The organism is Methyloligella solikamskensis (assembly GCF_042676065.1).
GTDB lineage: Bacteria > Pseudomonadota > Alphaproteobacteria > Rhizobiales > Methyloligellaceae > Methyloligella > Methyloligella solikamskensis.
In genome coordinates this window covers 238,308-262,380 of the sequence record NZ_JBHTJO010000001.1, presented here as the reverse complement: position 1 = coordinate 262,380, position 24,073 = coordinate 238,308, and the positions used below count along the sequence as shown (strand labels likewise).

Annotated in this window: 23 protein-coding genes; 13 read left to right on the top strand and 10 right to left on the bottom strand. The window is 63.6% G+C overall.

The features are described 5' to 3' along the window. Positions 1-12 precede the first annotated feature (12 nt). The gene (locus tag ACFQ2F_RS01265; RefSeq protein ID WP_379084537.1) at positions 13-1,464 is read left to right on the top strand and encodes a gamma-aminobutyraldehyde dehydrogenase; all 1,452 of its coding nucleotides are present in this window, start codon (positions 13-15) and stop codon (positions 1,462-1,464) included. Between the two features lie 26 nt (positions 1,465-1,490). Here the strand turns inward: ACFQ2F_RS01265 and ACFQ2F_RS01260 are convergent, their stop codons facing one another. Further along, positions 1,491-2,528: an FUSC family protein gene (locus ACFQ2F_RS01260; RefSeq protein WP_379084534.1), complete on the bottom strand. Its 1,038-nt coding sequence runs from the start codon at positions 2,526-2,528 to the stop codon at positions 1,491-1,493. 88 nt (positions 2,529-2,616) lie between these two features. Beyond that, on the bottom strand, positions 2,617-3,210 hold the full coding sequence (locus ACFQ2F_RS01255) for an SAM-dependent methyltransferase (protein ID WP_379084531.1): 594 nt from the start codon (positions 3,208-3,210) through the stop codon (positions 2,617-2,619). Positions 3,211-3,323: 113 nt separating this feature from the next. Between ACFQ2F_RS01255 and ACFQ2F_RS01250 the strand changes: the two genes are divergently transcribed. Next, on the top strand, positions 3,324-4,538 hold the full coding sequence (locus ACFQ2F_RS01250) for a hypothetical protein (protein ID WP_379084527.1): 1,215 nt from the start codon (positions 3,324-3,326) through the stop codon (positions 4,536-4,538). A gap of 19 nt (positions 4,539-4,557) precedes the next feature. On the opposite strand, the gene ACFQ2F_RS01245 is transcribed toward ACFQ2F_RS01250, so the two are convergent. Both ACFQ2F_RS01245 and ACFQ2F_RS01240 read right to left on the bottom strand, forming a co-directional pair. Continuing rightward, positions 4,558-5,973: a glutamine synthetase family protein gene (locus ACFQ2F_RS01245; RefSeq protein WP_379084524.1), complete on the bottom strand. Its 1,416-nt coding sequence runs from the start codon at positions 5,971-5,973 to the stop codon at positions 4,558-4,560. 234 nt (positions 5,974-6,207) lie between these two features. Continuing rightward, complete coding sequence (locus ACFQ2F_RS01240; protein WP_379084521.1) at positions 6,208-6,732, bottom strand: Lrp/AsnC family transcriptional regulator; 525 nt, start codon at positions 6,730-6,732, stop codon at positions 6,208-6,210. 140 nt (positions 6,733-6,872) lie between these two features. On the opposite strand from ACFQ2F_RS01240, the gene ACFQ2F_RS01235 reads away from it, so the two are divergent. The 5 genes from ACFQ2F_RS01235 to arsH are packed head-to-tail and all read left to right on the top strand — an operon-like array spanning position 6,873 to position 10,043. Continuing rightward, entirely contained in the window at positions 6,873-7,238 is a 366-nt protein-coding gene (locus tag ACFQ2F_RS01235) for an ArsR/SmtB family transcription factor (RefSeq protein ID WP_379084518.1), read from the top strand. Further along, positions 7,235-7,759: an arsenate reductase ArsC gene (locus tag ACFQ2F_RS01230; RefSeq protein WP_379084515.1), complete on the top strand. Its 525-nt coding sequence runs from the start codon at positions 7,235-7,237 to the stop codon at positions 7,757-7,759. The genes ACFQ2F_RS01235 and ACFQ2F_RS01230 overlap by 4 nt, the downstream gene beginning before the upstream one ends. Before the next feature lie 56 nt (positions 7,760-7,815). Then, the gene (arsB, locus tag ACFQ2F_RS01225; protein WP_379084513.1) at positions 7,816-8,892 is read left to right on the top strand and encodes an ACR3 family arsenite efflux transporter; all 1,077 of its coding nucleotides are present in this window, start codon (positions 7,816-7,818) and stop codon (positions 8,890-8,892) included. A 13-nt stretch (positions 8,893-8,905) separates the two neighbouring features. Further along, positions 8,906-9,331 (top strand): arsenate reductase (glutaredoxin), encoded by a 426-nt coding sequence (gene arsC, locus ACFQ2F_RS01220; RefSeq protein WP_379084510.1) that lies wholly within the window; start codon positions 8,906-8,908, stop codon positions 9,329-9,331. After that, the gene (arsH, locus tag ACFQ2F_RS01215) at positions 9,318-10,043 is read left to right on the top strand and encodes an arsenical resistance protein ArsH (RefSeq protein ID WP_379084507.1); all 726 of its coding nucleotides are present in this window, start codon (positions 9,318-9,320) and stop codon (positions 10,041-10,043) included. The genes arsC and arsH overlap by 14 nt, the downstream gene beginning before the upstream one ends. 36 nt (positions 10,044-10,079) lie before the next feature. On the opposite strand, the gene ACFQ2F_RS01210 is transcribed toward arsH, so the two are convergent. The 4 genes from ACFQ2F_RS01210 to glnT (ACFQ2F_RS01195) form a co-directional block, all read right to left on the bottom strand. After that, positions 10,080-10,382 carry a hypothetical protein gene (locus ACFQ2F_RS01210; protein ID WP_379084504.1) on the bottom strand — a complete coding sequence of 101 codons (303 nt, stop codon included), beginning with the start codon at positions 10,380-10,382 and terminating at the stop codon, positions 10,080-10,082. A 196-nt stretch (positions 10,383-10,578) separates the two neighbouring features. Beyond that, complete coding sequence (locus ACFQ2F_RS01205) at positions 10,579-11,454, bottom strand: aldo/keto reductase (protein WP_379084501.1); 876 nt, start codon at positions 11,452-11,454, stop codon at positions 10,579-10,581. 242 nt (positions 11,455-11,696) lie between these two features. Continuing rightward, complete coding sequence (gene glnT, locus ACFQ2F_RS01200) at positions 11,697-13,043, bottom strand: type III glutamate--ammonia ligase (RefSeq protein ID WP_379084499.1); 1,347 nt, start codon at positions 13,041-13,043, stop codon at positions 11,697-11,699. 35 nt (positions 13,044-13,078) lie between these two features. Beyond that, positions 13,079-14,434, bottom strand: a complete 1,356-nt coding sequence (glnT, locus tag ACFQ2F_RS01195) for a type III glutamate--ammonia ligase (RefSeq protein WP_379084496.1) — start codon at positions 14,432-14,434, stop codon at positions 13,079-13,081. Positions 14,435-14,831: 397 nt separating this feature from the next. Here glnT (ACFQ2F_RS01195) and ACFQ2F_RS01190 point away from each other — a divergent pair, with 397 nt between their 5' ends. After that, positions 14,832-15,494, top strand: coding sequence for a TetR/AcrR family transcriptional regulator (locus tag ACFQ2F_RS01190; RefSeq protein ID WP_379084493.1), 663 nt, complete (start codon positions 14,832-14,834; stop codon positions 15,492-15,494). A 91-nt stretch (positions 15,495-15,585) separates the two neighbouring features. Here ACFQ2F_RS01190 and ACFQ2F_RS01185 read toward each other — a convergent pair whose 3' ends face one another. Beyond that, positions 15,586-17,193: a L,D-transpeptidase family protein gene (locus ACFQ2F_RS01185; RefSeq protein WP_379084490.1), complete on the bottom strand. Its 1,608-nt coding sequence runs from the start codon at positions 17,191-17,193 to the stop codon at positions 15,586-15,588. A gap of 436 nt (positions 17,194-17,629) precedes the next feature. On the opposite strand from ACFQ2F_RS01185, the gene ACFQ2F_RS01180 reads away from it, so the two are divergent. From ACFQ2F_RS01180 to ACFQ2F_RS01160, 5 genes are all read left to right on the top strand, one after another. Then, positions 17,630-18,769 carry a mechanosensitive ion channel family protein gene (locus ACFQ2F_RS01180; RefSeq protein WP_379084487.1) on the top strand — a complete coding sequence of 380 codons (1,140 nt, stop codon included), beginning with the start codon at positions 17,630-17,632 and terminating at the stop codon, positions 18,767-18,769. Positions 18,770-18,934: 165 nt separating this feature from the next. After that, positions 18,935-19,546: a LemA family protein gene (locus tag ACFQ2F_RS01175; RefSeq protein WP_379084484.1), complete on the top strand. Its 612-nt coding sequence runs from the start codon at positions 18,935-18,937 to the stop codon at positions 19,544-19,546. 27 nt (positions 19,547-19,573) lie between these two features. Beyond that, entirely contained in the window at positions 19,574-20,347 is a 774-nt protein-coding gene (locus tag ACFQ2F_RS01170; protein ID WP_379084481.1) for a TPM domain-containing protein, read from the top strand. 37 nt (positions 20,348-20,384) lie between these two features. After that, positions 20,385-21,026, top strand: a complete 642-nt coding sequence (locus ACFQ2F_RS01165) for a TPM domain-containing protein (protein ID WP_379084478.1) — start codon at positions 20,385-20,387, stop codon at positions 21,024-21,026. Positions 21,027-21,063: 37 nt separating this feature from the next. Next, positions 21,064-22,389, top strand: coding sequence for an MFS transporter (locus ACFQ2F_RS01160; protein WP_379084474.1), 1,326 nt, complete (start codon positions 21,064-21,066; stop codon positions 22,387-22,389). Positions 22,390-22,398: 9 nt separating this feature from the next. On the opposite strand, the gene purH is transcribed toward ACFQ2F_RS01160, so the two are convergent. Beyond that, a complete protein-coding gene (gene purH / locus ACFQ2F_RS01155; RefSeq protein ID WP_379084471.1) occupies positions 22,399-23,985 on the bottom strand; it encodes a bifunctional phosphoribosylaminoimidazolecarboxamide formyltransferase/IMP cyclohydrolase in 1,587 nt (528 codons plus the stop codon). Positions 23,986-24,073: the final 88 nt, after the last annotated feature.

The window sequence follows — 24,073 nt, the reverse complement described above, 5'->3', positions numbered from 1 at the left end:
AGGAGGCCCAAGATGGATACCAAAGTAGATACCGCGAAAGTCGATACGGAAATGCTGATCGGCGGCAGCTTCGAGGCTGGCGCCGAGACGGCCGAGGATATCGTCGACCCGAAGACGGGCAAGGTGATCCTCCACATTCCGGAAGCCTCGGAAGCGCAAGTTGAGAAGGCGGTCGCCGCCGCGGAGAAGGCGTTCCAGACCTGGTCCCGCACCACGCCCCAGGAGCGCTCCGGCTATCTGCTCAAGATCGCCGATGCTCTGGAATCTCAGACGGAAGAGTTCGCCAAGCTGGAAGCCCTGAACTGCGGCAAGCCCATCAACGAGGTGACCGGCGAGGAGATCCCGGCCATCGTCGATTGCTTCCGCTTCTTCGCAGGTGCCGTCCGCTGCATGCCGGGGTCCACGGCCGGCGAATATCTGGAGGGCCATACCTCCATGATCCGCCGCGATCCCATCGGCATCGTCGGCTCCATCGCCCCGTGGAATTACCCGCTCATGATGATGGCCTGGAAGATGGCCCCGGCCATCGCGGGCGGCAACACCATGGTGTTCAAGCCGTCTGAGCAGACGCCCCTGACGGCGCTGCGCATGGCGAAGATCCTCGCCGACGTCCTTCCCGAAGGTGTGGTGAACATCGTGCTCGGCCGCGGCGAGACCGTCGGCAACGCCCTGATCAACCATCCCAAGATCAACATGATCTCGCTCACCGGCGATATCGCCACCGGCAAGAAGGTGCTCCAGGCCGCCGCCAAGTCGGTCAAGCGCACCCATCTGGAGCTCGGCGGCAAGGCCCCGGTGATCGTCTATGACGATGCCGATCTCGAAGCGGTCGTCGAGGGGCTTCGCATCTTCGGCTACTACAATGCCGGCCAGGACTGCACCGCCGCCTGCCGCGTTTATGCGGGCGACAAGATCTACGAGAAGCTGGTGGCCGAGCTGTCCGACGCCGCCGGCAAGATCGTCTACGGTGCTGATGACGACACCACCAACGAGATCGGCCCGCTGATCTCCGCCCGCCAGCGCGAACGCGTCGCGAGCTTCGTGGAGCGCGCCTCCGAGCAGAGCCACATTGAGATCACCGCCGGCGGAAAGCCCGGTGAAGGCGGCGGCTTCTTCTATCAGCCGACCGTCGTGGCCGGTGCGCTCCAGTCGGACGAGATCGTGCGCCGCGAGGTGTTCGGTCCCGTCGTCTCGGTCACCCGCTTCAAGGAGGTCGACGAGGCAGTCGGCTGGGCCAACGACTCCGACTACGGTCTCGCCTCGTCGGTCTGGACGACCGATATCGGCAAGGCCATGGAGACCGCGGCCCGGCTCCAATACGGCTGCACCTGGATCAACACTCACTTCATGCTGGCCAACGAGATGCCCCATGGCGGCATGAAGCAGTCGGGCTACGGCAAGGACATGTCGCTCTATGGTCTGGAGGACTACACGGTCGTCCGCCATGTCATGATCGCCCACTAGGGCGCAGCGACAATGCAGGAGGTGCGCTAGTCGTCGCTGACCGGCGAGGGCCGGCCGAAGGCGGCGAGCGCATCCTCCATCAGCTCGAGCCGGTGGATCACCGGCGACCACAGCCGGTCCTTGGGCACAATCTCGGCCAATGGCGGGAGATCCCGCATCGCGCTTTGCGGCCCGAAGGAGCCGCGGGCAGCCAGCGTGTCGCATTTTTCAGCGATCAGCAGGATGCGCTGCTTGAGGGAGTCAGGCGGCTCATTCGCCCCTTTCCGGATCGCGTTCGCCATGGCCTCCGCGAAGAGTAGAGAGGACGCGTAGAGCCGGATGGCGTGGCGCTCGTAGCGCGCCGCCAACTCCTGCACTTCCTCGGCGGCCATGCGTCCGCGCAACGACCAACGCGCGTCGGAACGTGCCGCCTTGATGCCTGTGCCGAGACCGACCAGATCGGCATGGGCGAGCGACAGGGAATGCAGCGCTGCGTTGGCTTCGTCCAGATCGTCGTCGGAGAGCGCCTTGGCGCAGCTTCGCAATCCGCCCGACAAATCCCGCAGCAAACGCTCGGCAATTTGATTGATGCTCCGGATCGGGTCGGGGGTCATCACCACCTGGCTGAAGAACAGACCCGCAGCCGCACCTACCACCACATCCATCAGGCGCACCACGCCCGCCGTGTCCGAGCCGATCGCAAGGACGAGCACGGCCGAGACGCCGGCCTGGATGGGGACCACGGGCGGTGCACCGAAAACGGACGCGAGCAGGATGGAGAAGAAGGTCGCCGCCACCATGCGCAGAACCGGCAAGGTGTCGGGTGCGAGAAGCGCGAGTTCGCCGACTACAATGCCGACGGCCACGCCGGTCATCAGCCCTGCCGCCTGGCGGACATGGTTCGGCAGGCCCGGCGAAAGGCAGACGATGGCGCTCACCGCGGCAAAGACCGGGGTCGGGTGACCGAACAGAAGCTGGGCCAGGAACCAGGCGATGCCCGCCGCCGCCGCGCACGCCGAGGCTTCCTTCAGCCCCTCCCGCCAGCGCATGTGGAGCTTCCATCTCCAGAAATTCGTATCGGCCAACCCAGCCCTCTTCAGACGATCCGCTTCGATCTCGGACCTAGTCTAGCTGCTTATTGGTGAAGAGAGTCCATAGGGGGAGGAAAAGCCCTCAGATCTTCCGGGCGACCAGGTCGATGAGGGCTGACATGCCGTTATGGCCCTGACCCTCGTGGATCTCCGCGTCATAAGCCTCCAGCCGCAGAACTTCCAGGGAGGCGAACTCCTCCCAGAGCAGGGTCTCGGTGTACATGTTCTCTCGATACGGCGGGCCGCCCGTACCGTAATCCACCTGATCGGGCCGATAGCCGTGCAGCAGCAGCACGCCGCCCTTGCGCAGAGACCGCCGCAGCCCCTCGAAGACCTCTTTCCGCTCTTCGGGATTCAAGAACTGAAAGAAGATACCGGCCACCACGTCATAGGCGTCCGGCTGCCAGTCCCAGCTAGTGATGTCGCCGACGCGATAATCGACCTCCACGCCGCGCTCCGCGGCGAGCTTCTTGGCCTTCTCAACGGCGACTTCGGAGCCATCCATGGCGGTCACTTCCATCCCCTTCTCGGCCATGAAGACGGAGTTGCGGCCTTCCCCGTCTGCGATGGAGAGCGCCTTGCGGCCGGGTCGGAGATGCTGCGCTTCCCGCTTCAGAAACGCCGACGGCTCCGTACCGTAGAAATACCCAGGCTGCTGGAATCGCTCATCCCACATCGCATTGTCTCCTTGCCGCATTTTTCCGATGTCGCAGCCAGCCTAACGCGCCTTGACGCATTTGGCCGAACTTGATTGAACGCGGGGCTCCCCTGGCGGAAATGGAGCATTCGATGACGGCGACCGGAATTGCCTTGCTGGGCGCCTCGTTTCTTTTCGCCATCGTCTTCTTCCATCCCCGGCTTCTCAAATCGCCTCTCTGGAAAGCGACGGTCACCCCGCTCGCCTCCATCATCGGCTCCGGCTTCCTCGTTGCCGGCCCGATCCTGGCCCATGCGGCGGGCGATCTCGCTTGGGCCGCCATGGCGGGGCTCTGCGCCATCGCGTATTTCTTCGGCGCGGCCATCCGCTACAACATCGTCCATGTGGAGCCGGTGCTGGAAAAGGGCACCGCGTCGTGGACCGTTAGCCTCATCGAGCGGGCCGCCGATATCGCCCTGCTCCTCGCCTATTTCGTCTCCGTCGCTTACTACCTCAACCTCTTCGCGGCCTTTGGCCTCAGGCTGGACGACATCACCGCACAGTTCTGGATCCGGGTCGGCGCCACGGCCGTTATCGGATCCATCGGTCTGGTGGGCTTGCGCGGTGGCTTGCGGGCGCTTGAGCATCTGGAGCTCGGCGCGGTCGGGCTGAAGCTGTCGGTGATCGGCGGCCTCTTCGCAGCCCTCATCCTGGCGACGGTGCTCGCATTCATGAACGGCACCTTCGCGTGGGCGACGCCCGACCACCCCCGCGGTCTGAAGGAGATCGAGATCCTGCTGGGCCTCATCGTCCTGGTACAGGGCTTCGAGACGTCGCGCTATCTCGGCGCGGCCTACGACACGGCCACCCGGGTGAAGACCATGCGCTGGGCCCAATGGGTCGCGACCGCAATCTATATCGGCTTCATCCTGCTGGTGACGCAGTACTTCACCGGCAACCTGCCGAAGGAGGGTGGCGAGACGGCGATCATCGATATGCTCGCACCCTTGGGGGCCACTGTCGGCCCCATGATCATCATTGTGGCCCTGGCGTCCCAGTTCTCCGCGGCCGTCGCCGACATGAATGGGGCTGGCGGCCTCGTTTCGGAGACCAGCAAGAAGCGCTTGAGCGTGGAGCTCGGCAACCTGGTCACGGCGCTCGCCGCCATCGTCATCACCTGGATCGCCGATATCTACGAGATCATCGCCTACGCCTCGAAGATCTTCGTGGCCTACTACGCCCTGCAGTCCCTGCAAGCAGCGCTCGCGGCCTGGCGCAACGGCCATCGCTGGCGCGCGGCCTTTTTCGCCCTCGGCGTTGTGATCGGACTCCTCGTGGTGCTCTTCGCGATTCCCGCCGAAGTCTGACGAGTGGGCAGGTGCCGGCTCAGAACAGCCGCAGATACTCTCTCACTTCCCAGTCTGTGACCGCCTGGTGATAGCGCTCCCACTCGTCCGTCTTGTAGGCGAGATAGGATTTCAGCATCACCGGTCCCATCACCTCTTCAGCGATAGGATCGGCGCGCAGAGCTTCCGTCGCCGCGAAGAGATTGCGCGGCAGCCGCTTGATGCCCAGCTCGGTAAACTCTTCGTCGGTCATGGAATAGAGGTCGCGATCCGTCGGCGCACCGGGATCGGTCTCCGAGGTGATGCCGTCCAGCGCCGCCGTCAGGGTCAGGGCGAAAGCGAGATACGGGTTCATGCACATATCCGCCGCCCGGTTCTCGATGCAGTAGCGGTTCTGGGGCAGCCGGAACTGGGCCGAGCGGTTGTTGTGGCCGTAGGTGATGTTGGTCGGCGCCCAGGTCACCGTGCCGCCTTCGAAGCCGCCGACCCGCGGCACTAGCCCGTTATAGGAATTGACCGTCGGGCAGGTGATCGCCGTCAGCGCCTCGCCATGGGCCATCAGCCCGCCCACGGCCGCCATCGCCGTCTTGCTCCACCCGTCGGACTTCGAGCCGAAGAGATTGGTGCCGGGATTGTCCGCCGCCTGGAGCGAGAAGTTGATATGGGCGCCGGACCGCCAGTCTCCTTGCGTCGGCTTCGGCATAAAGGTGACGAACATGCCCTGGGACTTCGCCACCTCCTTCAGAAGGATGCGCAGGAAGACCAGCCGGTCCGCCATCTCCACCAGGTCGGTGAACCCGAAATCGAGCTCGAACTGGGAATAGCCGCCTTCGCAGACCACGTCGTGCAGCTCCCAACCCAGCCCGTTGAGCATCTCGATCACGACGCTGAAGAACGGCATCGAAGCGAGCGAGTACTCGACGTCGTAGCCGAAAGCCTGGCGCCGTAGATCGGGCCCGCCGGCCGGCTCGTCGTCGATCGCCTTCACCGGCTGGCCGTTCTCGTCATAGCGCATGACGATGAACTCCGGCTCCACGCCGGCGAAGCCAAGATAGCCCTTGTCTTTCGCCTTTGCCGCCGCCCGCTTCAGCGCCTGGCGCGGGCAGACATTGTAGGGCGCGTCTTCATGGAAGAGATCGGCGAAGATGATCGCGATGGAAGTGTCCCACGGGCAGACATAGACCGCGTCGAGATCGGGCACCATGACCTGGTCCGGATCGGCGGGCGTCAGCTCCGGTACGAAGGAGATCGAATGGGTCGCGAATTGCGGCCCCTTGCCCATGCACAGATCGTCGAAATCCTCGATCGGCACCGGCTTGGTCTTCGGCTGGCCGAACAGATCGATCCAGCAGGAGAGCACGGCCTTAACCCCGGCGGCGTCGAGCTCGCGCCGGACCTCGTCGACCTTGCCTTTCGTTGGCAGGGCATCTTCGAAACGCTCCACATAGGCGCCCATGGCTGGCCTCCTGTCATGTTCGTGTTGGCTTGAGACCAACCAGGCTACGTAAAGCGCAAAGGTGCAAGGTAAAAATTGCGGAAAACGCAAATAAGGGCGTTAAAAGCAATATATGCGCAGACATGCGGCAGCCTGCTTAGGGATCAGGCAGCCGGTTTTCCCCGTCTGATGTGGAAAGGCGGTACGATAGGTGAGGAAAAGAAGTGCGTGGAGAGGGGAAAGCCTGTGGGCGCCCTAGTCGAAATAGCGCTTCAGCAGGAATTGGTTCTTGTACATCTTGAGCCCGGTCATCACCTCGACCGAGGCGATGTCGGACTGGTCGTAGCAATGCTCGGTCAGGAACCCGGTGAGGTCTTCGTCCGCGTTCAGCACGACCTCCACCAGCAGGTCGTAGCGGCCGCTCACCCACAACACGTAGACCACCTCGTTATGCCGGCCGAGCCGTTCGGCCACCTGGGCCGGTGTCGCATCCGGCGCCACCTTGATCCCGAGCATGGCGTCGGCTGTGTATTGCATCACCGTGGGGTCGACCACCGCGGCGATGGTCATCACGCCGGCCTCCCGCATCCATGCCACGCGGTTGCGGATCGTGCCTTCGGAGACATCGAGCTGCTCGGCGATTTCCCGGAAGCTCATCCGCCCGTCCGCCTGCAGCAGCTGCACGATCTTCCGGTTCAGCGCGTCATGGGGCGAAGACCGGGGCGAGCGCGCACCGTTCTCGTTTTCTAAGTCCGCGTTCCGGTCGGAATTCGCCGCCATCAAAGCCTCTTCGTCGTCGTGCCGTCCCCCATACATTAGCAGCCCTCTTAAGGGCACGCCCACCGCTTCATCTGACGCACGCGTACCGCCCATAAGAATTCCTCTTGAATTCGTTTCCATATGTCGAGTAGTCTCGACATATGGAAACACTAGACGCCATCGAGATCTTCGCCAGCCTCGCCCAGGAAACCCGGCTCGAGGCGTTCCGCCTGCTCGTGCGCCATGCGCCGGACGGGCTTCCCGCCGGCGATATCGCTCGTGCGCTTCAGGTGCCCCACAACACCATGTCTTCGCACCTGGCGAGCCTCACCCGCGCCGACCTTGTCGAAGCGGAGCGTCAGAGTCGCTCCATTATCTATCGCGCCAAGCTCCAGACCGTTCAGGCCCTGGCCGGCTATCTGCTGAAGGATTGCTGCGGCGGGCGGGAGGAGATCTGCGAGCCGCTGATTGCCGATCTTCAGTCCTGCTGTGGCGAAAACCGCCCCCAATCGAGGAAGCAACAATGACCGAGCGTCCCTTCAACGTACTTTTCCTGTGCACCGGAAACTCCGCCCGCTCCATCATGGCGGAGAGCATCTTGCGGCGGGAGGGCTATGGCCGCTTCAGGGCGTTTTCCGCCGGCAGCCATCCCAAGCCGGTGGTGAACCCCCTGGCGATCAAGACCCTGGAGAGCTTCAACTATCCGACCGACGGCCTCCACCCGAAGGGCTGGGAGGAGTTCAGCGCGCCGGACGCGCCGGAGATGGATTTCGTCTTCACGGTCTGTGACAACGCCGCAGGCGAGGTCTGCCCCGTCTGGCCTGGCCAACCCATGACCGCCCATTGGGGCATCGAGGACCCGGCCGCCGTCGAAGGCGCGGAGTTCGAGAAGGAGGCCGCCTTCGTCACCGCGCTCCGCTATCTGAGAAACCGCATCTCTATTTTCACGTCCCTGCCGATCAAGAGCCTCGATACGATCGCGCTGGGTAATCGCCTGCGCGAGATCGGCGAGACCGAAGGCAGCACGACGCGTCGCGAGAGCGCCTAAGGCGCGGACGCAAAAGCCTCGCACCAAGAGAGCCTCACACCGAGAGAGCACACCTCATGCCATTTTTCGAACGCTGGCTGACCCTCTGGGTCGCCCTTTGCATTGTCGCCGGCATCGCGCTCGGCCATCTCTTCCCCAGTGTCTTCCAGGCCCTGGGCGACGCGGAGATCGCCAATGTGAACATGCCTGTCGCGGTGCTCATCTGGCTGATGATCGTGCCCATGCTGCTGAAGATCGACTTCGCAGCCTTGTCCAAGGTGAAGGAGCATTGGCGCGGCATCGGCGTGACGCTGTTCATCAACTGGGCGGTGAAGCCGTTCACCATGGCGGCCCTGGCCTGGGTCTTCATCGGCTATCTCTTCCGCGACCTGCTGCCCGCAGCCGAGATCGACAGCTATATCGCCGGTCTCATCATCCTGGCCGCAGCGCCCTGCACCGCCATGGTCTTCGTCTGGTCCCACCTCACCAAGGGCGAACCCCACTTCACCCTGACCCAGGTCGCCCTGAACGACACCATCATGATCTTCGCCTTCGCGCCCATCGTCGGGCTGCTGCTCGGTTTGTCGGCGATCACCGTGCCGTGGGAGACGCTGCTGCTTTCCGTCGGGCTCTATATCGTGGTGCCCGTGATCGCGTCCCAGCTCATCCGGAACCGCATACTGCATCACGGCGGCGAAGCGGCGCTCGCAAAGCTGCTGAACCGAATCCAGCCCATCGCGCTCTCCGCGTTGCTGGCCACTCTCGTTCTGCTCTTCGCGTTCCAGGGCGAGCAGATCCTGGCCCAGCCCTATGTGATCGCGCTGCTGGCCGTGCCGATCCTGATCCAGGTCTATTTCAATTCCGGCCTCGCCTATCTGCTCAATCGCTGGACCGGCGAGCAGCATTGCGTGGCCGCGCCTTCCGCCCTGATCGGCGCGTCGAACTTCTTCGAGCTGGCGGTCGCCGCCGCCATCAGCCTGTTCGGCATCCAGTCTGGCGCGGCGCTCGCGACCGTGGTCGGCGTGCTCATCGAGGTGCCCGTGATGCTCAGCGTGGTCGCCATCGTCAATCGCACCAAGGGCTGGTATGAGCGGGGAGCGTCGCAGGCCGCGGCGGCACGCAACGAGACGAGAACGGGCGAAGAGACCGCGTGAACCAGGGAAACCCATGACGAAAGCGACCATCTACCACAATCCCAAATGCGGCACGTCCCGCAACGTTCTGGCCATGATCCGCAATGCCGGCATCGAGCCCACGGTGATCGAATATCTGAAGACGCCGCCGTCTAAGGCCGAGACGAAGAAGTTGATCGCCGATGCGGGGCTCACGGTGCGCGAAGCCCTGCGCCAGAAGGGCACGCCGTTCGAAGAGCTGGGGCTGGACGACGAGAGCCTCACCGACGACCAGCTTCTCGATGCCATCGAGGAGCACCCGATTCTGCTGAACCGGCCCTTCGTGGTGACCGATCTCGGGACCAAGCTCTGCCGCCCGTCGGAGACGGTGCTCGATATCCTGCCCGGCCAGAAAGGCGCATTCACCAAGGAGGACGGCGAGGCGGTCGTCGATTCCAGCGGCAAGCGTGTGGGCCAATAACAGCTTGGCCGATCTTCCGAATATCAGCGAGGCATCCCTGCGCGTCCCCGATCGTGACGAGCTCACAGGGGCCCGCTCGACGCACCCGACGCGCATCCTCTTTCTCTACGGATCGTTGCGCGAGCGGTCCTATAGCCGGTTCCTGGCGCAGGAAGCCGAGCGACTGGCGGTTCGTTTCGGGGCCGAGACCCGAATCTTCGATCCCACAGGTCTTCCGCTGCCCGACGCGGTCGAAGCCGATCATCCGAAAGTCGCCGAGCTGCGAAGCCTTTCGGAATGGTCCGAAGGCCAAGTCTGGGTAAGCCCGGAGCGCCACGGCTCCATGAGCGCGGTCCTGAAGTCTCAGATCGACTGGATTCCGCTTTCCGTTGGCTCCATTCGCCCGACTCAAGGCCGTACGCTTGCGGTGATGCAGGTCTCCGGCGGCTCCCAAAGCTTCAATGCGGTGAACCAGATGCGCGTCCTCGGCCGCTGGATGCGGATGATCACCATCCCCAACCAGTCCTCCGTCGCAAAGGCCTATCAGGAGTTCGACGAAGACGGCCGCATGAAGCCGTCCCCCTTCTACGACCGGGTGGTCGACGTGATGGAGGAACTGATCAAGTTCACGCTGCTGTCCCGCGATTGTTCGGACTATCTGACGGACCGCTATAGCGAGCGCAAAGAGGAGGCCGCCGAGCTCGAAGCCCGCACGGATCTCAAGAAGATATGAGAGGCCCCGCCGAGGCGGGACCGGTCTGGTGAGAGCTCAGCTTCGGCTCATGGCAGGCTGAGCGGCGCCGTTGAGAGCCTTGCGCTGCAGGCGCTGTTGGCGACGCCGTCCAAGCCGGACGATCGCCTTGCGGCGGAAGCGCCGTAGCCTCGGATAATCGATCGAGAGAATCGCTAAGCCCATGGGGACGGTGAAGACCGGACCCGGCGGTGTGGGCAGGATGCCGCTGATGATGAGGGTCAGCGCCATGCCGACACGGACCGCTTTGCGGCGGGGGACCCGGATGCGGCGGCTGCCGACCCGGATATAAGACGGAGCAGGTTTCTCCGAATGGCTCATAGTGCGAACGATCCTCGCATGACGCGACCCGATGCGGTCCCGAAACGCCCCCAGCCTTGAGACCTAGACAAAGCGGGTGACTAAAGCGTGACCGAATTTCTATCGATTCCGGTCAAACATGACGATAACGGGGCACCGCTTGTCGAGATGTAAACGTGGCGCAGGCCGAAAGGCACCAGCCATTTCCAGGGAAGCCTTACGCTGCCTCGGCTTCCTTACCTTGCTCATCGAGTGCGGCGAAATCCTCATCCGTGAGCTCAAGCGACCCTGCCGCAACGTTCTCTTCCAGATGCTTCACCTTGCTGGTGCCGGGGATAGGCAACATCACGGGGCTGCGCTTCAAGGTCCAGGCAAGCGCCACCTGGCCGGGGCTTGCGTCGAGCTTCTTGGCGATGCCGTCGAGGACCGAGCCGGGCTTGGCCAGGTCGCCGGCCGCGAGCGGGAAGAAGGGAATGAACCCGATTCCCTCTTTCTCGCAGAAATCGAGCACGTCCTCGCTGGAGCGGTCCACGAGATTGAACCGGTTCTGCACCGTGACCACGGGGAAGTATTTCTGGGCCAGCTTGATCTCGTCCACCGAGACCTGGCTCAGCCCCACATAGCGGATCAGCCCCTCCGTCTGCATTTCGGCGATCGCTTCGAACTGCTCCTCCGCGGGGAGCTTGGGATCGATCCGGTGAAGCTGCCAAAGGTCGATGTGGTCGACCCCCAGGCGGCGCATGCTCATCAGCACGCATTGCTTCAGATATTCGGGGCGGCCGAGCTGCTCCCAGATCGCCGGCCCAAGGCGGGCAAACCCGCCCTTGGTGGCGATCAGCATGTCCTTGTAGGGGGAGAGGACCTCGTGAATGAGATCCTCGCTGACGAACGGGCCGTAGCTGTCGGCCGTATCGATGAGATTGACGTCCAGCTCCGGCAGGCGCTTCAGCACGCGCTTTGCCTCTTCCGGGTCTTGAGGATCGCCCCAGACGCCCTTGCCGGTGATGCGCATGGCGCCGAAGCCGAGCCGGTTGACGGTGATGTCGCCGATCTTGAATTGGCCGGAGGCGGCCGCCGATGGTGTCGTCGACATGGGCAATCTCCTTGGAATATTCGCTGAAAGAACGTGTGGGACGTCGAATGGTTTGCGAGGCCGCAAGACCCGCTTCAGCGAGAAAGGTAGGGATCGCACTCATCGCTCGCAATGCCGCCGCGCTCAAGAGGCGCAGCCACCGCTCTGACCCTTCCGCCCCGCCAAGGGATCACGGGTACGGAAGGGTCAGCCAAGCGGCGCCGTTGGTGACGGCAGTGCAGGCGCCGCCTAACGGAAACGATCTAGAAGAACTTGAGGTAGCGCTCTTTCTCCCAGTCGGAGACGTGGTTCATGTAGGCGAGCCATTCCTGGCGCTTGAAATCGAGCCAGGAATCGAACATCGCCTCGCCGAACACCTCCTTCGACAGCGGATCAGCCTCGAACGCGTCGAGCGCCTCTTCCAGAGTCTTGGGCAGAGTCTCGATGCCCATCTCCTTCAGCTCAGCTTCGGATTTCAGATACATGTTCTCCGTGTGGGGCTCGCCGGGATCGAGATCGTTGGCGATGCCTTCCAGCCCTGCCGCCAGCACCATGGCGCCACCCAGATAAGGATTGCAGGAGCCGTCCGCGGCGCGCAGCTCGACGCGCTTGCCTTCCAGCGGAATGCGCAAGGTGTTGGTGCGGTTGTTGTCGCCGTAGCAACAGAAGATCGGCGCCCAGGTGAAGCCGGACATGGAGCCCTGCTTCACCAGCCGCTTGTAGCTGTTCACGGTCGGCGCAACGACGGCGCAGATGGCCGGCAGGTGCTTCAGCACGCCGGCGATGAACTGGTAGCCGAGCTTCGAGAGATTGTTGCCGCGCGGATCGTGGTCCGTGGCGAAGAGATTGTCGCCCGACTCAAGATCGTAGAGCGACATGTTGTAATGCGCCCCGCAGCCGCTTCGCTCGCTCAAGGGCTTCGGCATGAAGCTGGCGAAATAGCCGTGCTGGCGCGCGATCTCGCCTGCCATCATGCGCAGGAAGACGAAATTGTCCGCCATCTCCAGGACCGGGAAATAGGTGAAGTCCAGCTCAACCTGGGCGACGCCGTCCTCGTGGTCGAAGGAGTAGAGGCCCCAATCGAACTCCTCCACCGCTTCCACGATGTCCCGCAGCCATGGCTTGTTGTCGAGCAGGCGCACCAGGTCGTAGCAGGGCTTGTCGAGCTGGGGCCGCTTGGAGACCGGCTCGAACGTGCCGTCCTCGGTGTCCTCGAACACGAAGAACTCGGCCTCCATGCCGAGATTCATGCCGAGACCCTTTTCGGCCGCCTTGTCGAGCGCACGCTTCAGGATGTTGCGGCTGCCCGCCTCGAAGGGCTTGCCGTGGCAGCGCAGGTCCGAGGCGAACCACGCCACCTCCGGGTCCCAGGGCAGGATCTTGGCGGACGCCGGGTCCGGGACCGCAGCCACCTCCTCGTCACTCACCTCCTGGGGCACGCCGTCCAGCGCCGCGCCGGTGAACAGCTCCGAGCCCTCCATCATCCGGTCGTAGTGATGGATCGGGACCATCTTCGCCTTCGGCACCCCGTGCATGTCCACGAAGCTCGCGGCGAGATACTTCACGCCGGCTTGTTCCAGCTCTTCTTTCGTTGGGTAGTCTTTGCTCACGCTGATCTCCCTCAGAGTTCTCGTTCCCGAATCCCCTAGAAAAATTTCAGATACCGATCCTTCTCCCAGTCGGAGACATGGTTCATGTAGGCCAGCCACTCTTGGCGCTTGAAATCGAGCCAGGAGCCATGCATCGCCTCGCCGAACACGGTCTTGGTGAGCGGATCGGCTTCGAATGCATCAAGCGCGTGGTTGAGGGTCTTGGGCAGCATCTCGATGCCGGCGTTCTCCAGATCCTCTTGCGTCTTGAGATACATGTTCTCCGTATGGGGCTCGCCGGGGTCGAGCTCCTGCTCGATCCCTTCCAGACCGGCGGCAAGCACCAGCGCAGCACCCAGATACGGATTGCAGGCGCTATCCGCGGCTCGCAGCTCCACACGTTTTCCTTCCAGCGGGATGCGCACCGTGTTGGTCCGGTTGTTGTTGCCGTAGCAGCAAAAGATCGGGGCCCAGGTGAAGCCCGACATGGAGCCCTGCTTCACCAGCCGCTTGTAGCTATTCACAAACGGTGCCACGACGGCGCAGATGGCCGGCAGGTGCTTCAGAATGCCGGCGGTGAACTGATAGCCGAGGGTCGAGAGGTGGTTGCCGCGCGGGTCGTCATCCGCCGCGAAGAGATTCCCGCCCGACTCCAGGTCGTAGAGCGACATGTTGTAATGCGCGCCCGACCCGGCCCGGTCCCCGAATGGCTTCGGCATGAAGGTGGCGAACGCCCCATGCTGGCGGGCAATCTCATTCGCCATCATGCGAAAGAAGACGTAGTTGTCGGCCATCTGAAGGGCGGGGAAGAATTTGAAGTCGAACTCGACTTGGCCGATCCCGTCCTCGTGGTCGAAGGAGTAGAGACCCCAGTCGAGCCCATCCATGGCTTCCGCCAGCGGACCGAACCACGCCTTGTTGTCCAGGAGACGCGCCAGATCGTAGGCCGGCTTCTCCAGATTGTGCCGCTTGGAGACCGGCGTGTACCCGCCGTCCGGTGTGTCCTCCAGCACGAAGAATTCCGCCTCCATGCCGAGATTCAGGCCGTATCCCCGATGTTCCGCTTGGCTCAGCACCCGCTTCAGGATGTTGCGGCTTCCGGCTTCGAAAGGCTTGCCCTCGCAGCGCAAGTCCGAGGCGAACCAGGCTACCTCCGGGTCCCAGGGCAGGATCTTCGCCGATGCCGGATCCGGCACTGCGGCGACCTCCTCGTCGCTGACCTCCTGAGGTACGCCGTCCAGCGCCGCGCCGGTGAACAGCTCCGATCCTTCCATCATCCGGTCGTAGTGGTGGATCGGCACCATCTTGGCTTTCGACACGCCGTGCATATCCACGAAGCTGGCGGCCAGATATTTCACGCCAGCGGCTTCGAGCCCATCCTTCGTCTGCGGGTAGTGTGTTTTCTGGGTCATTACGTTCCTTCGTTCGCCGCGATGTTGCCGGGCATTCATCCCGAAAGTTCAAGCAACGAGCATGCCATTTGGGAGTTCAATTAATTCATTAATTAACACGCTGTGCATGCCTAGATTGCCGACTTATGCGGCAGACTTTGCCTAATCATCGGGCGCAGGCGATTTCACGCCTACAAATTGTGGAAATTCGCGTTCGCTCCGCTAGGGTGAGGAAGGAGTGGGCGGGAACGGAATGCGCGGCAAGAACGTCGGAACGAAAAAAGGGACCCGCAAGACGGGGACGAAAGCCGAGAGTGGGAAGGCTACCGCTTCGCGTTCGCAGCCCGGCCCGGCAAAGAAGACCTCCGCCGGGACTGCGGCGCGAAAGAGCAAGGCTCCGGCCGTCAAAGCCCGCCGTATGACATCGTCGGCAACGGCTGCCCGCAAGGTGAAGTCGGCCGGCCGCAGCGGCCAGCGGGCTTCCAAGAACGCCGCGCGCATCCGCGACGTCTCCCTGGACCTCTTCGCCCAGAAGAGCTTCTCCGCCGTGACCATCAAGGAGATCGGCCAGGCCACCGGCCTCAACACGGCGATGATCTACTACTACTTCGACGACAAGGAAGATCTGTTCCGCGATACGGTCGAAACCGCCGTCCAGCGCACCATGGAGGCGTTCGAGGCGCGGCGCCCGGCGGACGGCGATCCCGAAGCGGTGATCGCCAACTGGCTCGAAACCCATGTCGAGCAGCTCGAGCTGATCCGGAAATTCGTGAAGATCAGCGTGGACTATGCGAGCTCCGCCACGCGTGTCGCCCGCATCGACGACGCCATCAAGCGGTTCTACGAAGGCGAGCACGATATCCTCGCCGCAGCCATGAGCGAAGCAAGCAAGGGCCGCTTCAGCGCCGCCGAGATCGACCGCATGATCGAGCTGTTCTCAACCTATCTCGACGGCGTCATGGTCCGCTCCGTCATCGACCCAGACTTCGACGCCAAGGCGGCCGTGCACTCTTTGCGCAATTACGCCCTAGGCTTGATGCATGCCGAGGATCTCGACGAGGGTTCCCCGAGGCTCCGCTGAGGACCTGACCCACGGACACTGCCGGAACGAAAAGGCCTGACGTCATATGACGCCAGGCCTTTGTTTTTCGTCTGTCGTTTTGCGGTGCGGCTTAGTAGCGGAACCAGAAGGGGCCGCCCGTCCGTCGGCGCTCGCGGCGGCGCGGCTCGTAGTAGTAGCGGCGCTGTTCCACCCGCGGCTGCTGCGGACGGCTGTAAGTGCTCACCGGCCGCGCGGCAGGCTTGCCGGGATCTTCCGCAAGGACGACATAGTCGGCGCCTTCGGGCAGGGCGGCAGTGTTGATCGCGGTATCGCCAATGATCAGCGAGGAGCCCGGCGTCAGCCGCTCGGAGATCCACTGGCGCGCCTCTTCCGGAATCTCGACCCGGTCCAGCGCCGCATAGGGATCGCCGTCATTGGTGCTGATGGCCATCCAGCGGGCTTTCGTGTCGCCGGAAGAGAAGTTCATCGCCGTGAAGACATGGGTACCCAGATCCTGGTTGGGCATGGAGATCGCCGCCGGCACGTCATACACGCGGTCGAACTCCCGGCGCACGAACAGATGGCCGTTCGGCGGCATGTCCTTGCCGTTGGCCTCGTAGATCGCCTTGACTACATCGTCGGTGACGGCGCCGGAGGGCGGCATGTCGTGATCGCGCTGGAAATCCTTGATCGCGTCGATGGTCAGGCTCCCGAAGGTGCCGTCGAACATCTGCGGCGTCAGGTAGCCCAGATCGGCGAGCTGGAACTGCACGCCGCGGATCCGGTCGCGCTTAGTCGCCTTGGTGATGAGGATACGCAGCGGCGCTTCGTTGCGCGGCTCAGCGGCCGCCGCAGCGGCATCGAGGCCGCCAGCATTCAGCTTCTTGGCCGCCAATGACAGCGGACGGTCAACGTCTATCGCGTGATCGGTGCCGCGATCCACCATGTCGGAGCCGGCGTCGTCGGTGCTCGCGATGTCGTACGGATCAATCGCATGCTCGTCGGCATCGCTTTTCGCCGCCGCGTCGTCCGAGGACATCTCGGCATTGGCGAGGATCACCGGGCTCGCGGCATCGGCAAAGCTCTGGGATTCGCCCTGCTCCGCGCTAGCCTTCTGCTTCGTCCGGTCGGCCTTGGAGACCACCGGCGGGGTCGGCATCGGCAGCGGCTGGAACAGCTTGGCGTGCTCAATGATACGCGGCTCCGGACGATTGCGCGAAACCACGACGTTCTCGCCCACACCCGTCATCTCGAACAGCTTCGGCGCGAAGTTGTAAGGAAGGCGGATGCAGCCATGGGAGGCGGGATAGCCCGGAAGAGCGCCCGCATGAAGCGCGGTCCCCGACCAGGTCAGCCGCTGCATCCAGGGCATAGGCGCGCCGTTATAAAGGTTGGAATAGTGCCGGCGCTTCTTCTCCAACACGCTGAACACGCCACTCTTCGTGGTGTGGCCGCGCATGCCGGTGGAGACGCTGGAGCTCGTGATGAGCTTGGTCCCGCGATAGATGTCGACCTTCTGGGCGTCCAGAGCGACGATCAGCGTCATCGGCTCGTCGCTGGCGGCCGCTTGGGTCACCGGATCGGTCGCTTCGGCGTCCTTGTTCTTATCGGCTGCGAAGGCCGGCCCATTCACCGGCGCCAGCGAAATCGCTGCGGCCAGGATGCCTGCCGACGCAATCGCCGGAAAACTGCGATATCCGCCGTCTCGTACGGCCCGGATGGCCGTCTCAATCGTCATGCGTGTTAACACCCCAATCCCCTCTCTAGATGCCCGCTCCTACGGGAGGGAGACTAAACTCGTGACTCATGGCTCCATTGTGAAGGCCAAACATGCCTCCACGAAACGTGCCGATCGCTAAGGTCTTCCGCACCGGGCCGTTCAGGTCACACTCTGACAGACCGCAAGTTACGGAAAACTTTTATAATCTGGACACAGCCGCTCAGCTAAACAATTGCACATCCATGTGAACGAGAGCTGAATGGAAGCGTTCCGCCGAGACAGATTCTTATCGTTTGTTTCCTTCTAGCAACAGTTGTTGCAGCGCTTCAGGACCCGTTAGGCACCGAATCACATTTCCGTCGCTCTGAGGCCCGCATCTTGATCCCGGCACACTGCTATGGGAGAGGAAAGGCCATCCGGGGCCGGGTGACCGCCGCTAGCGCATAGGGAAGGCATGCTTCAGTACCTGGAAAACGAGATCTACGGGAACATCATCACCCTCTGGATCCTGGCGGCGATCATCATCGCGGTCACGGCCAGCGCGCTGATGGGCCTGCGCTTCATCCTGCTGAAGCGGCTGCCGAAGCCGCGTCCCGAAGCCGATATGGCCTGGTCGCATATCTTCGCGGATTTGGTCGAACGGCTTTCCACCATCTTCATTGTCGTCGCGTCGATCTATGCGGGCAGCACGGTGCTCTCCCTGCCCAACGCATCCGAAGACCTGATCGAGACGGTCTTCGTCATCGCGCTCTTCCTGCAATGTGCGGTCTGGGCGGACCGGATCGCCCGCGCCGGTCTCGTCTGGCGCTTCGCCACCACCCGGACCAAGGCGCCCATCCGCAGCGCAATCTCGCTCATGCAGGCTCTCGCCCGGGTGACCATCTGGTCCCTGGCGCTGCTGCTGATCCTCGACAATGTCGGCTTCGATATCACCGCCCTGATCGCCGGTCTCGGCATCGGCGGCGTGGCCGTCGCCCTGGCCGCCCAGAACGTGCTGGGCGATCTCTTCTCGTCCCTGGCCATCGTCCTAGACCGGCCCTTCGAGGTTGGCGACTTCATCATTTTCGGCGACCAGCAAGGCAACGTCGAAAAGATCGGCATCAAGACGACGCGCATCCGCAGCCTGTCCGGCGAGCAGATCGTCTGCGCCAATTCGGACCTGATCACCTCGCGGATCCACAACTACAAGCGCATGGCCGAGCGCCGGATCGTGTTCCATATCGGCATCGTCTACGACACGACGCCCGACAAGCTGGAAGCAATTCCGTCCATCATCGAGGACGTGGTGGAGAACACCGAACGCGCCCGGTTCGACCGCGCACACTTCGCCACCTACGGCGATTCCTCGCTCAATTTCGAGATCGTCTATTACGTGCTGAGCGAGGACTACAGCGTCTATATGGACGTTCAGCAGGCGATCAATTTCGGCATCTTCCGGACCTTCGGCGAGCAGGGCATCGACTTCGCCTTCCCGACCCGGACCCTGCATCTTCAGGCTTTCGATTCGGCCCTTACGGAGGCCGGCGGCAAGATCCCGGTCCGCCTTCAGCCGGACGGCGACGGGCGCGCCGAAGGCCAGCAATCCAGGGCCTGACGGGCTGCAAGGTCCCGGGAAACCGCTTGCCTTGGCGGTTTCCGCCCCATACATCGAAACAGGCTGGGGCTTGCGCCAATGGCAACGGGGGCAGGCGCCGGGCACGGGCTGGGCCAACGTGTCCCGCCATTCGCGACAAGCACGAATTTCCGAGGGAGGAATCGGATGTTGGCTATCTCGCAGGCGCCGCGGCGCTTAATCGTCCGCGCGGCGCTCATCGGCTTTGCCGCCACGCTTCTCGCCGGTTGCGGCATCAACACCATTCCCACCCTCGAAGAGCAGGCCAAGGCAGCCTGGAGCCAGGTCGAGAACCAGTATCAGCGCCGGGCCGATCTCATTCCCAATCTCGTGGAGACCGTGAAGGGCTCAGCCGCCCATGAGCGTGAGGTGCTGACCGACGTGGTCGAGGCCCGCGCCAAGGCGACCCAGATGCAGATTCCGGAGGACATCACCACAAATCCGGAAGCCTTCCAGAAATTCCAGGACGCCCAGGGCGAGCTGTCCTCCGCTCTCGGCCGGCTCCTTGTCGTGGTGGAGAACTACCCGGACCTGAAGGCCAACAAGAATTATCTGGCCCTCCAGTCTCAGCTCGAGGGCACCGAGAACCGCATCGCCGTCGCCCGCCGCGACTATGTGGAGGCGGTCCGCGCCTACAACACCGAGCTCCGGACTATTCCCGGCCGCTGGTGGCGCGCGCTGATGTATCCTGACTCCGAGCCTATGCAGAACTTCTCGGCCAATCCGGGGAGCGACGAGGCGCCCAAGGTGAGCTTCTAGGGCCTGAGCGGAATTCGGAGGCACGCCATGCCGCATCCCGGCCGGCAGCTGCGATCGACGATGGCCTGTCTCGCAGGCGTGCTCACCGTCCTGGCTCTGTATCTCTTCCTTCCGGCCACGGTCCATGCCGCGCCCGACTTCCCGGCACTGACCGGCCGGGTGGTCGACGACGCGAACCTTCTCAATCCCAGCCAGGAAACGGACCTCACCGCCAGGCTGAAAGCCCTGGAGGATGAGACCTCCGACCAGCTCGTCGTCGTCACCCTGCCGAGCCTGCAGGGCGAGACCATCGAGGATTTCGGCTATCAGCTCGGCCGCCATTGGGGCATCGGCACCAAGCAGCTCGACAACGGCGTGCTGCTGATCGTGGCGCCCAAGGAGCGGAAGGTGCGCATCGAGGTGGGCTACGGCCTGGAAGGCAAGCTTACCGACATCCTCACCCATCTCATCATCGAGAACTCGATCTTGCCGCGCTTCCGCAACGGCGACTTTCCCGGCGGCATCGAATCCGGCGTGGACGACATCACCCTGGCGCTTACCGGTCATGAGGAAGAGCTCCAGCAGCGCGCCGTACCCCCCCAATACGCCGACGACGAGGTCGACTGGATCACGATCATCATCTGGATCGTGATCATCGCCTATGTGGTCTACGTTCTGAGCTACGGTCCGGGACCGGGTACCGGCAGCGGACGTCGGTCTAGCTGGGGCGGCGGCTCGAGCGGCGGCGGATTCGGCGGTGGCGGAGGGTTCTCCGGAGGGGGCGGCGGCTTCGGTGGCGGCGGCTCGTCGGGGAGCTGGTGAGGTCGGCCATGATTCACGAAAACGAAGGGGTCCATTCGTGGCGAAGATAGACTTCACCGTCGAAGACCGGGCCGAGATCGCCCAGGCCATCACCCGCGCCGAGACCCGGACCTCGGGCGAGATCGTTGTAATCGTCGCCCACGCCTCGGACGGCTACGCCTCCTTCACCGTGCTTTGGTCCGCCTTGATCGCGCTGGCTGTGCCGATCCCCTTGATGGTCTTCACCGACTGGGCTCTCGACCTGGTTTACGCCATTCAGCTCGTCACCTTCCTGCTGCTCTTGCCGATCCTGCGCCTGGATGCGCTGCGCTTTTCCCTGGTGCCGCCGAGCATCAAGCGCGCCCGGGCGCATGCCAAGGCCGTCGATCAGTTCCTCGCCCAGAACCTTCACACGACCCAGGGCCGCACCGGCATCCTGCTCTTCGTTTCCATGGCCGAGCGCTTTGCCGAGGTGATCGCAGACGAGGCGGTGTTCGAGAAGGTCGATCAGGAGGTCTGGGACGGCATCGTCGAGATCTTCCTTGAACGCATTCGCGCCGGCGATCAGACGGAAGCCTTCACCAGGGCCATCGCCCGCTGCGGCGACGTCCTGGCCGAGCATTTCCCGCCCGACGGGATGGAATGCGACGAGCTTCCCAATCATCTGATCGTGCTGGATGGCGACGCCACCGTCCGCTAGCGGCGGAAGCCGCCCTCGCGCTCTATTCGGCTGGATCATGTTCGATTGGGCGACCCAGCCCTTCTACACCCTGGTCGTCACCTTTCTCTTCGCGCCCTATTTCGTGAACGGCTTCTCCGCCGATCCCATCCTCGGGGCGAGCCTGTGGGGCTACGCCACGGGGTTCGGGCAGCTCCTTGCGGCGATCCTGGCGCCCATTCTTGGCGGCTATGCCGACGCGCGCCATCAGCGGCGCAAACCCTGGATCGCGCTCTTCTCCGTGCTGCTCGTTGTCGGGCTGTGCGGCCTGTGGCTCGCCGACCCGGCCTATCCCGGCCGAGCGCTGATTATTCTGGTAGCCTTCGGCATCGCCCTGATGGCGGCGGAGCTCGCCGCCGTCTTCAACAACGCCATGATGCCCGACCTCGTGCCGAACCGAAATCTCGGCAAGCTCTCCGGCACGGGCTGGGCGGCAGGCTATGTCGGGGGTTTGCTGAGCCTCGTTGTGGTCGCGGGCCTCCTCGTGGCCGATCCCGATACGGGCAAGACCCTGTTGGGGCTCGATCCGCTCCTCCCGCTCGGTACGGCCTCCCGGGAAGGGGACCGCTTCGTCGGGCCGTTCTCGGCCCTTTGGTACGTCGTCTTCGTCCTGCCCCTCTTCCTCTTCACGCCGGACAGGCCGGTGGCCGCCCGTAAAGTCGCACCGACGCGCAGGCCTGGCCTTATCACTCAGCTCCGCAAACTCGTGCGGGAACACCGTCAGGCTGCGCTCTTTCTGCTGGCCCGCATGCTCTATGCCGACGGTCTCGGCGCCATCTTCGCCTTCGGCGGCATCTATGCCGCGACCGTCTTCGGCTGGCAGGCCACGGAGATGGGCCTGTTCGGCATCATCCTGGCTGTCGCCGCGGCCCTCGGTGCCTGGGCGGGCGGTCATCTCGACGACAGGTTCGGACCGAAGCCCGTTATCGCCGCCATGCTGCTTCTGCTGATCGTGGGCGCGATCGGCGTGCTTTCCATCGACCCCGACGAGATCTTGTTCGTGCTCCAGGTCGCGCCCGCCGAAGAGGGCGCCCCGCTCTTCGCGTCCGTGGGGGAGCAGGCCTATCTCGTCTTCGCCATGCTGATCGGGATTGCTTCAGGCCCCATCCAGGCGGCGAGCCGCACCCTCATGGCGCGGCTGACTCCGGAAGGCCAGACGACGGAGTTCTTCGGCTTCTTCGCCTTCTCCGGAAAGGTCACGGCTTTCGCAGCGCCGCTTGCCATCGGCGCGGTGACCTATTTGGCCAACAGCCAGCGCATCGGTATCTCCACCTCCGTGGCGTTCCTGCTCGCAGGGCTGTGGCTGCTGATGAAAGTGAGGTTGCCGGCAAGTGCCCGGGATTAGTGCCGCAAACTAGTGCCGGAAGTGGCGCAAGCCGGTAAAGACCATGGCGAGGCCGAGCCGGTCGGCCGCCTCGATCACCTCTTCATCCCGCATGGAGCCGCCGGGCTGGATCACGGCGGTCGCGCCCGCTTCCGCCAGCACCTCTATCCCGTCGGCGAAGGGGAAGAAGGCGTCGGACGCGACGACCGCGCCTTCGGTTAGGCCATCCTTGAGTCCCAGCGCTTCTGCCGCCGCCTCGCCCTTCCAATAGGCCACGCGGGTAGAGTCCACCCGGCTCATCTGCCCGGCGCCAATCCCGACCGTCGCCCCGTCCTTGGCGTAGACGATGGCGTTGGACTTCACATGCTTGGCGACCGTGAAGGCGAAGATCATGTCGGCGAGCTGCGACTCGCTCGGCTGGGTCTTGGTCACGACCTTGAGATTGGCCCTATCGAGGGTCTGGTTGTCCCGCCCCTGAACCAGGAAGCCCCCGGCCAGCGACCGGAAGGTCAGCCCGGCTTCGGTAGGATCGGGCAGCCCGCCCGCCAGCAGAAGCCGCAGATTCTTCTTTTGCGAGATAATCTGCTTCGCCTCGTCGCTCGCATCGGGCGCGATGATCACCTCGGTGAAAATCTTGACGATCTCTTCCGCCGCGTCCGCATCCAGCTTCCGGTTCGCCGCCACGATACCGCCGAAGGCGCTCACGGAGTCGCAAGCCAGCGCCTTCTCGTAAGCCTCTTTCAGGGTCGCGGCCTGGGCCACGCCGCACGGATTGGCGTGCTTGATGATGGCGATGGCCGCCGTCTCGTTCGAATCGAACTCGGCAACCAGCTCATAGGCTGCATCCGTGTCATTGAGATTGTTGTAGGAGAGCGCCTTCCCCTGAACCAGCTCCGCGCTCGCAACCCCGAAGCGCTTCTCGCCCGTCTTGTAGAAGGCGGCCTCCTGATGGGGGTTCTCGCCGTAGCGGAGCGCCAAAGAAAGCTGACCCGAAATCGTGCGGGTCTGTGGGGTGTCGTCGCCGATCTGCTCGGCGAACCAGCGGGAGATCGCTGCGTCATAGGCCGCCGTATGGGCATAGGCCTTGGCCGCCAGCTCCTTGCGCAGGGAAAGCGGCGTCGCCCCATCGCCCTCGTCCAACGCCGTTAGAAGCCGCTCGTAATCCCCGGGCTCCACCACCACGGCCACGCCGTCATGGTTCTTCGCTGCCGCGCGGATCATCGCCGGACCGCCGATATCGATATTCTCCACTGCTGTGTCGTAGTCCGCGCCGCCTTCGACCGTCTTGACGAAGGGGTAGAGATTGACCGCCAGCAGATCGATGGGCGGAATGTTGTGGGCTTCCATGGCCGCGACGTGGTCCGCATCGTCCCGCTTGGCGAGCAGCCCGCCATGCACCGTCGGATGGAGCGTCTTCACCCGCCCGTCCATCATCTCCGGAAAACCGGTGAGATCCGAGACGTCCTGAACCTCCAGCCCGGCCTCTTTCAGCGTGCGGGCCGTCCCGCCGGTGGAAACGAGCTTCACGCCGCGCTTCGCAAGCCCACGTGCAAAATCGACGAGGCCTGTCTTATCGCTGACAGAGAGTAGCGCGCGGCCGATCTTTCGCTGATCCATGAGGCGGCAGTCCTGGGAATTGGGATGATGAGAAGGGGCGGTTATCACGAATCGGGAAGAGCGGCAAAGCAAGCCGAAGCCGCAAGGT

Bases quoted from the DNA above. Each gene is read 5' to 3' on its own strand.
- ACFQ2F_RS01265 (WP_379084537.1), top strand. From the start codon at position 13: ATGGATACCAAAGTAGATACCGCGAAAGTCGATACGGAAATGCTGATC.
- ACFQ2F_RS01255 (WP_379084531.1), bottom strand. From the start codon at position 3,210: ATGTGGGATGAGCGATTCCAGCAGCCTGGGTATTTCTACGGTACGGAG.
- ACFQ2F_RS01250 (WP_379084527.1), top strand. From the start codon at position 3,324: ATGACGGCGACCGGAATTGCCTTGCTGGGCGCCTCGTTTCTTTTCGCC.
- ACFQ2F_RS01245 (WP_379084524.1), bottom strand. From the start codon at position 5,973: ATGGGCGCCTATGTGGAGCGTTTCGAAGATGCCCTGCCAACGAAAGGC.
- ACFQ2F_RS01240 (WP_379084521.1), bottom strand. From the start codon at position 6,732: ATGGCGGCGAATTCCGACCGGAACGCGGACTTAGAAAACGAGAACGGT.
- ACFQ2F_RS01235 (WP_379084518.1), top strand. From the start codon at position 6,873: ATGGAAACACTAGACGCCATCGAGATCTTCGCCAGCCTCGCCCAGGAA.
- ACFQ2F_RS01230 (WP_379084515.1), top strand. From the start codon at position 7,235: ATGACCGAGCGTCCCTTCAACGTACTTTTCCTGTGCACCGGAAACTCC.
- arsB (WP_379084513.1), top strand. From the start codon at position 7,816: ATGCCATTTTTCGAACGCTGGCTGACCCTCTGGGTCGCCCTTTGCATT.
- arsC (WP_379084510.1), top strand. From the start codon at position 8,906: ATGACGAAAGCGACCATCTACCACAATCCCAAATGCGGCACGTCCCGC.
- ACFQ2F_RS01210 (WP_379084504.1), bottom strand. From the start codon at position 10,382: ATGAGCCATTCGGAGAAACCTGCTCCGTCTTATATCCGGGTCGGCAGC.
- ACFQ2F_RS01205 (WP_379084501.1), bottom strand. From the start codon at position 11,454: ATGTCGACGACACCATCGGCGGCCGCCTCCGGCCAATTCAAGATCGGC.
- glnT (WP_379084496.1), bottom strand. From the start codon at position 14,434: ATGACCCAGAAAACACACTACCCGCAGACGAAGGATGGGCTCGAAGCC.
- ACFQ2F_RS01190 (WP_379084493.1), top strand. From the start codon at position 14,832: ATGACATCGTCGGCAACGGCTGCCCGCAAGGTGAAGTCGGCCGGCCGC.
- ACFQ2F_RS01185 (WP_379084490.1), bottom strand. From the start codon at position 17,193: ATGACGATTGAGACGGCCATCCGGGCCGTACGAGACGGCGGATATCGC.
- ACFQ2F_RS01180 (WP_379084487.1), top strand. From the start codon at position 17,630: ATGCTTCAGTACCTGGAAAACGAGATCTACGGGAACATCATCACCCTC.
- ACFQ2F_RS01175 (WP_379084484.1), top strand. From the start codon at position 18,935: ATGTTGGCTATCTCGCAGGCGCCGCGGCGCTTAATCGTCCGCGCGGCG.
- ACFQ2F_RS01170 (WP_379084481.1), top strand. From the start codon at position 19,574: ATGCCGCATCCCGGCCGGCAGCTGCGATCGACGATGGCCTGTCTCGCA.
- ACFQ2F_RS01160 (WP_379084474.1), top strand. From the start codon at position 21,064: ATGTTCGATTGGGCGACCCAGCCCTTCTACACCCTGGTCGTCACCTTT.
- purH (WP_379084471.1), bottom strand. From the start codon at position 23,985: ATGGATCAGCGAAAGATCGGCCGCGCGCTACTCTCTGTCAGCGATAAG.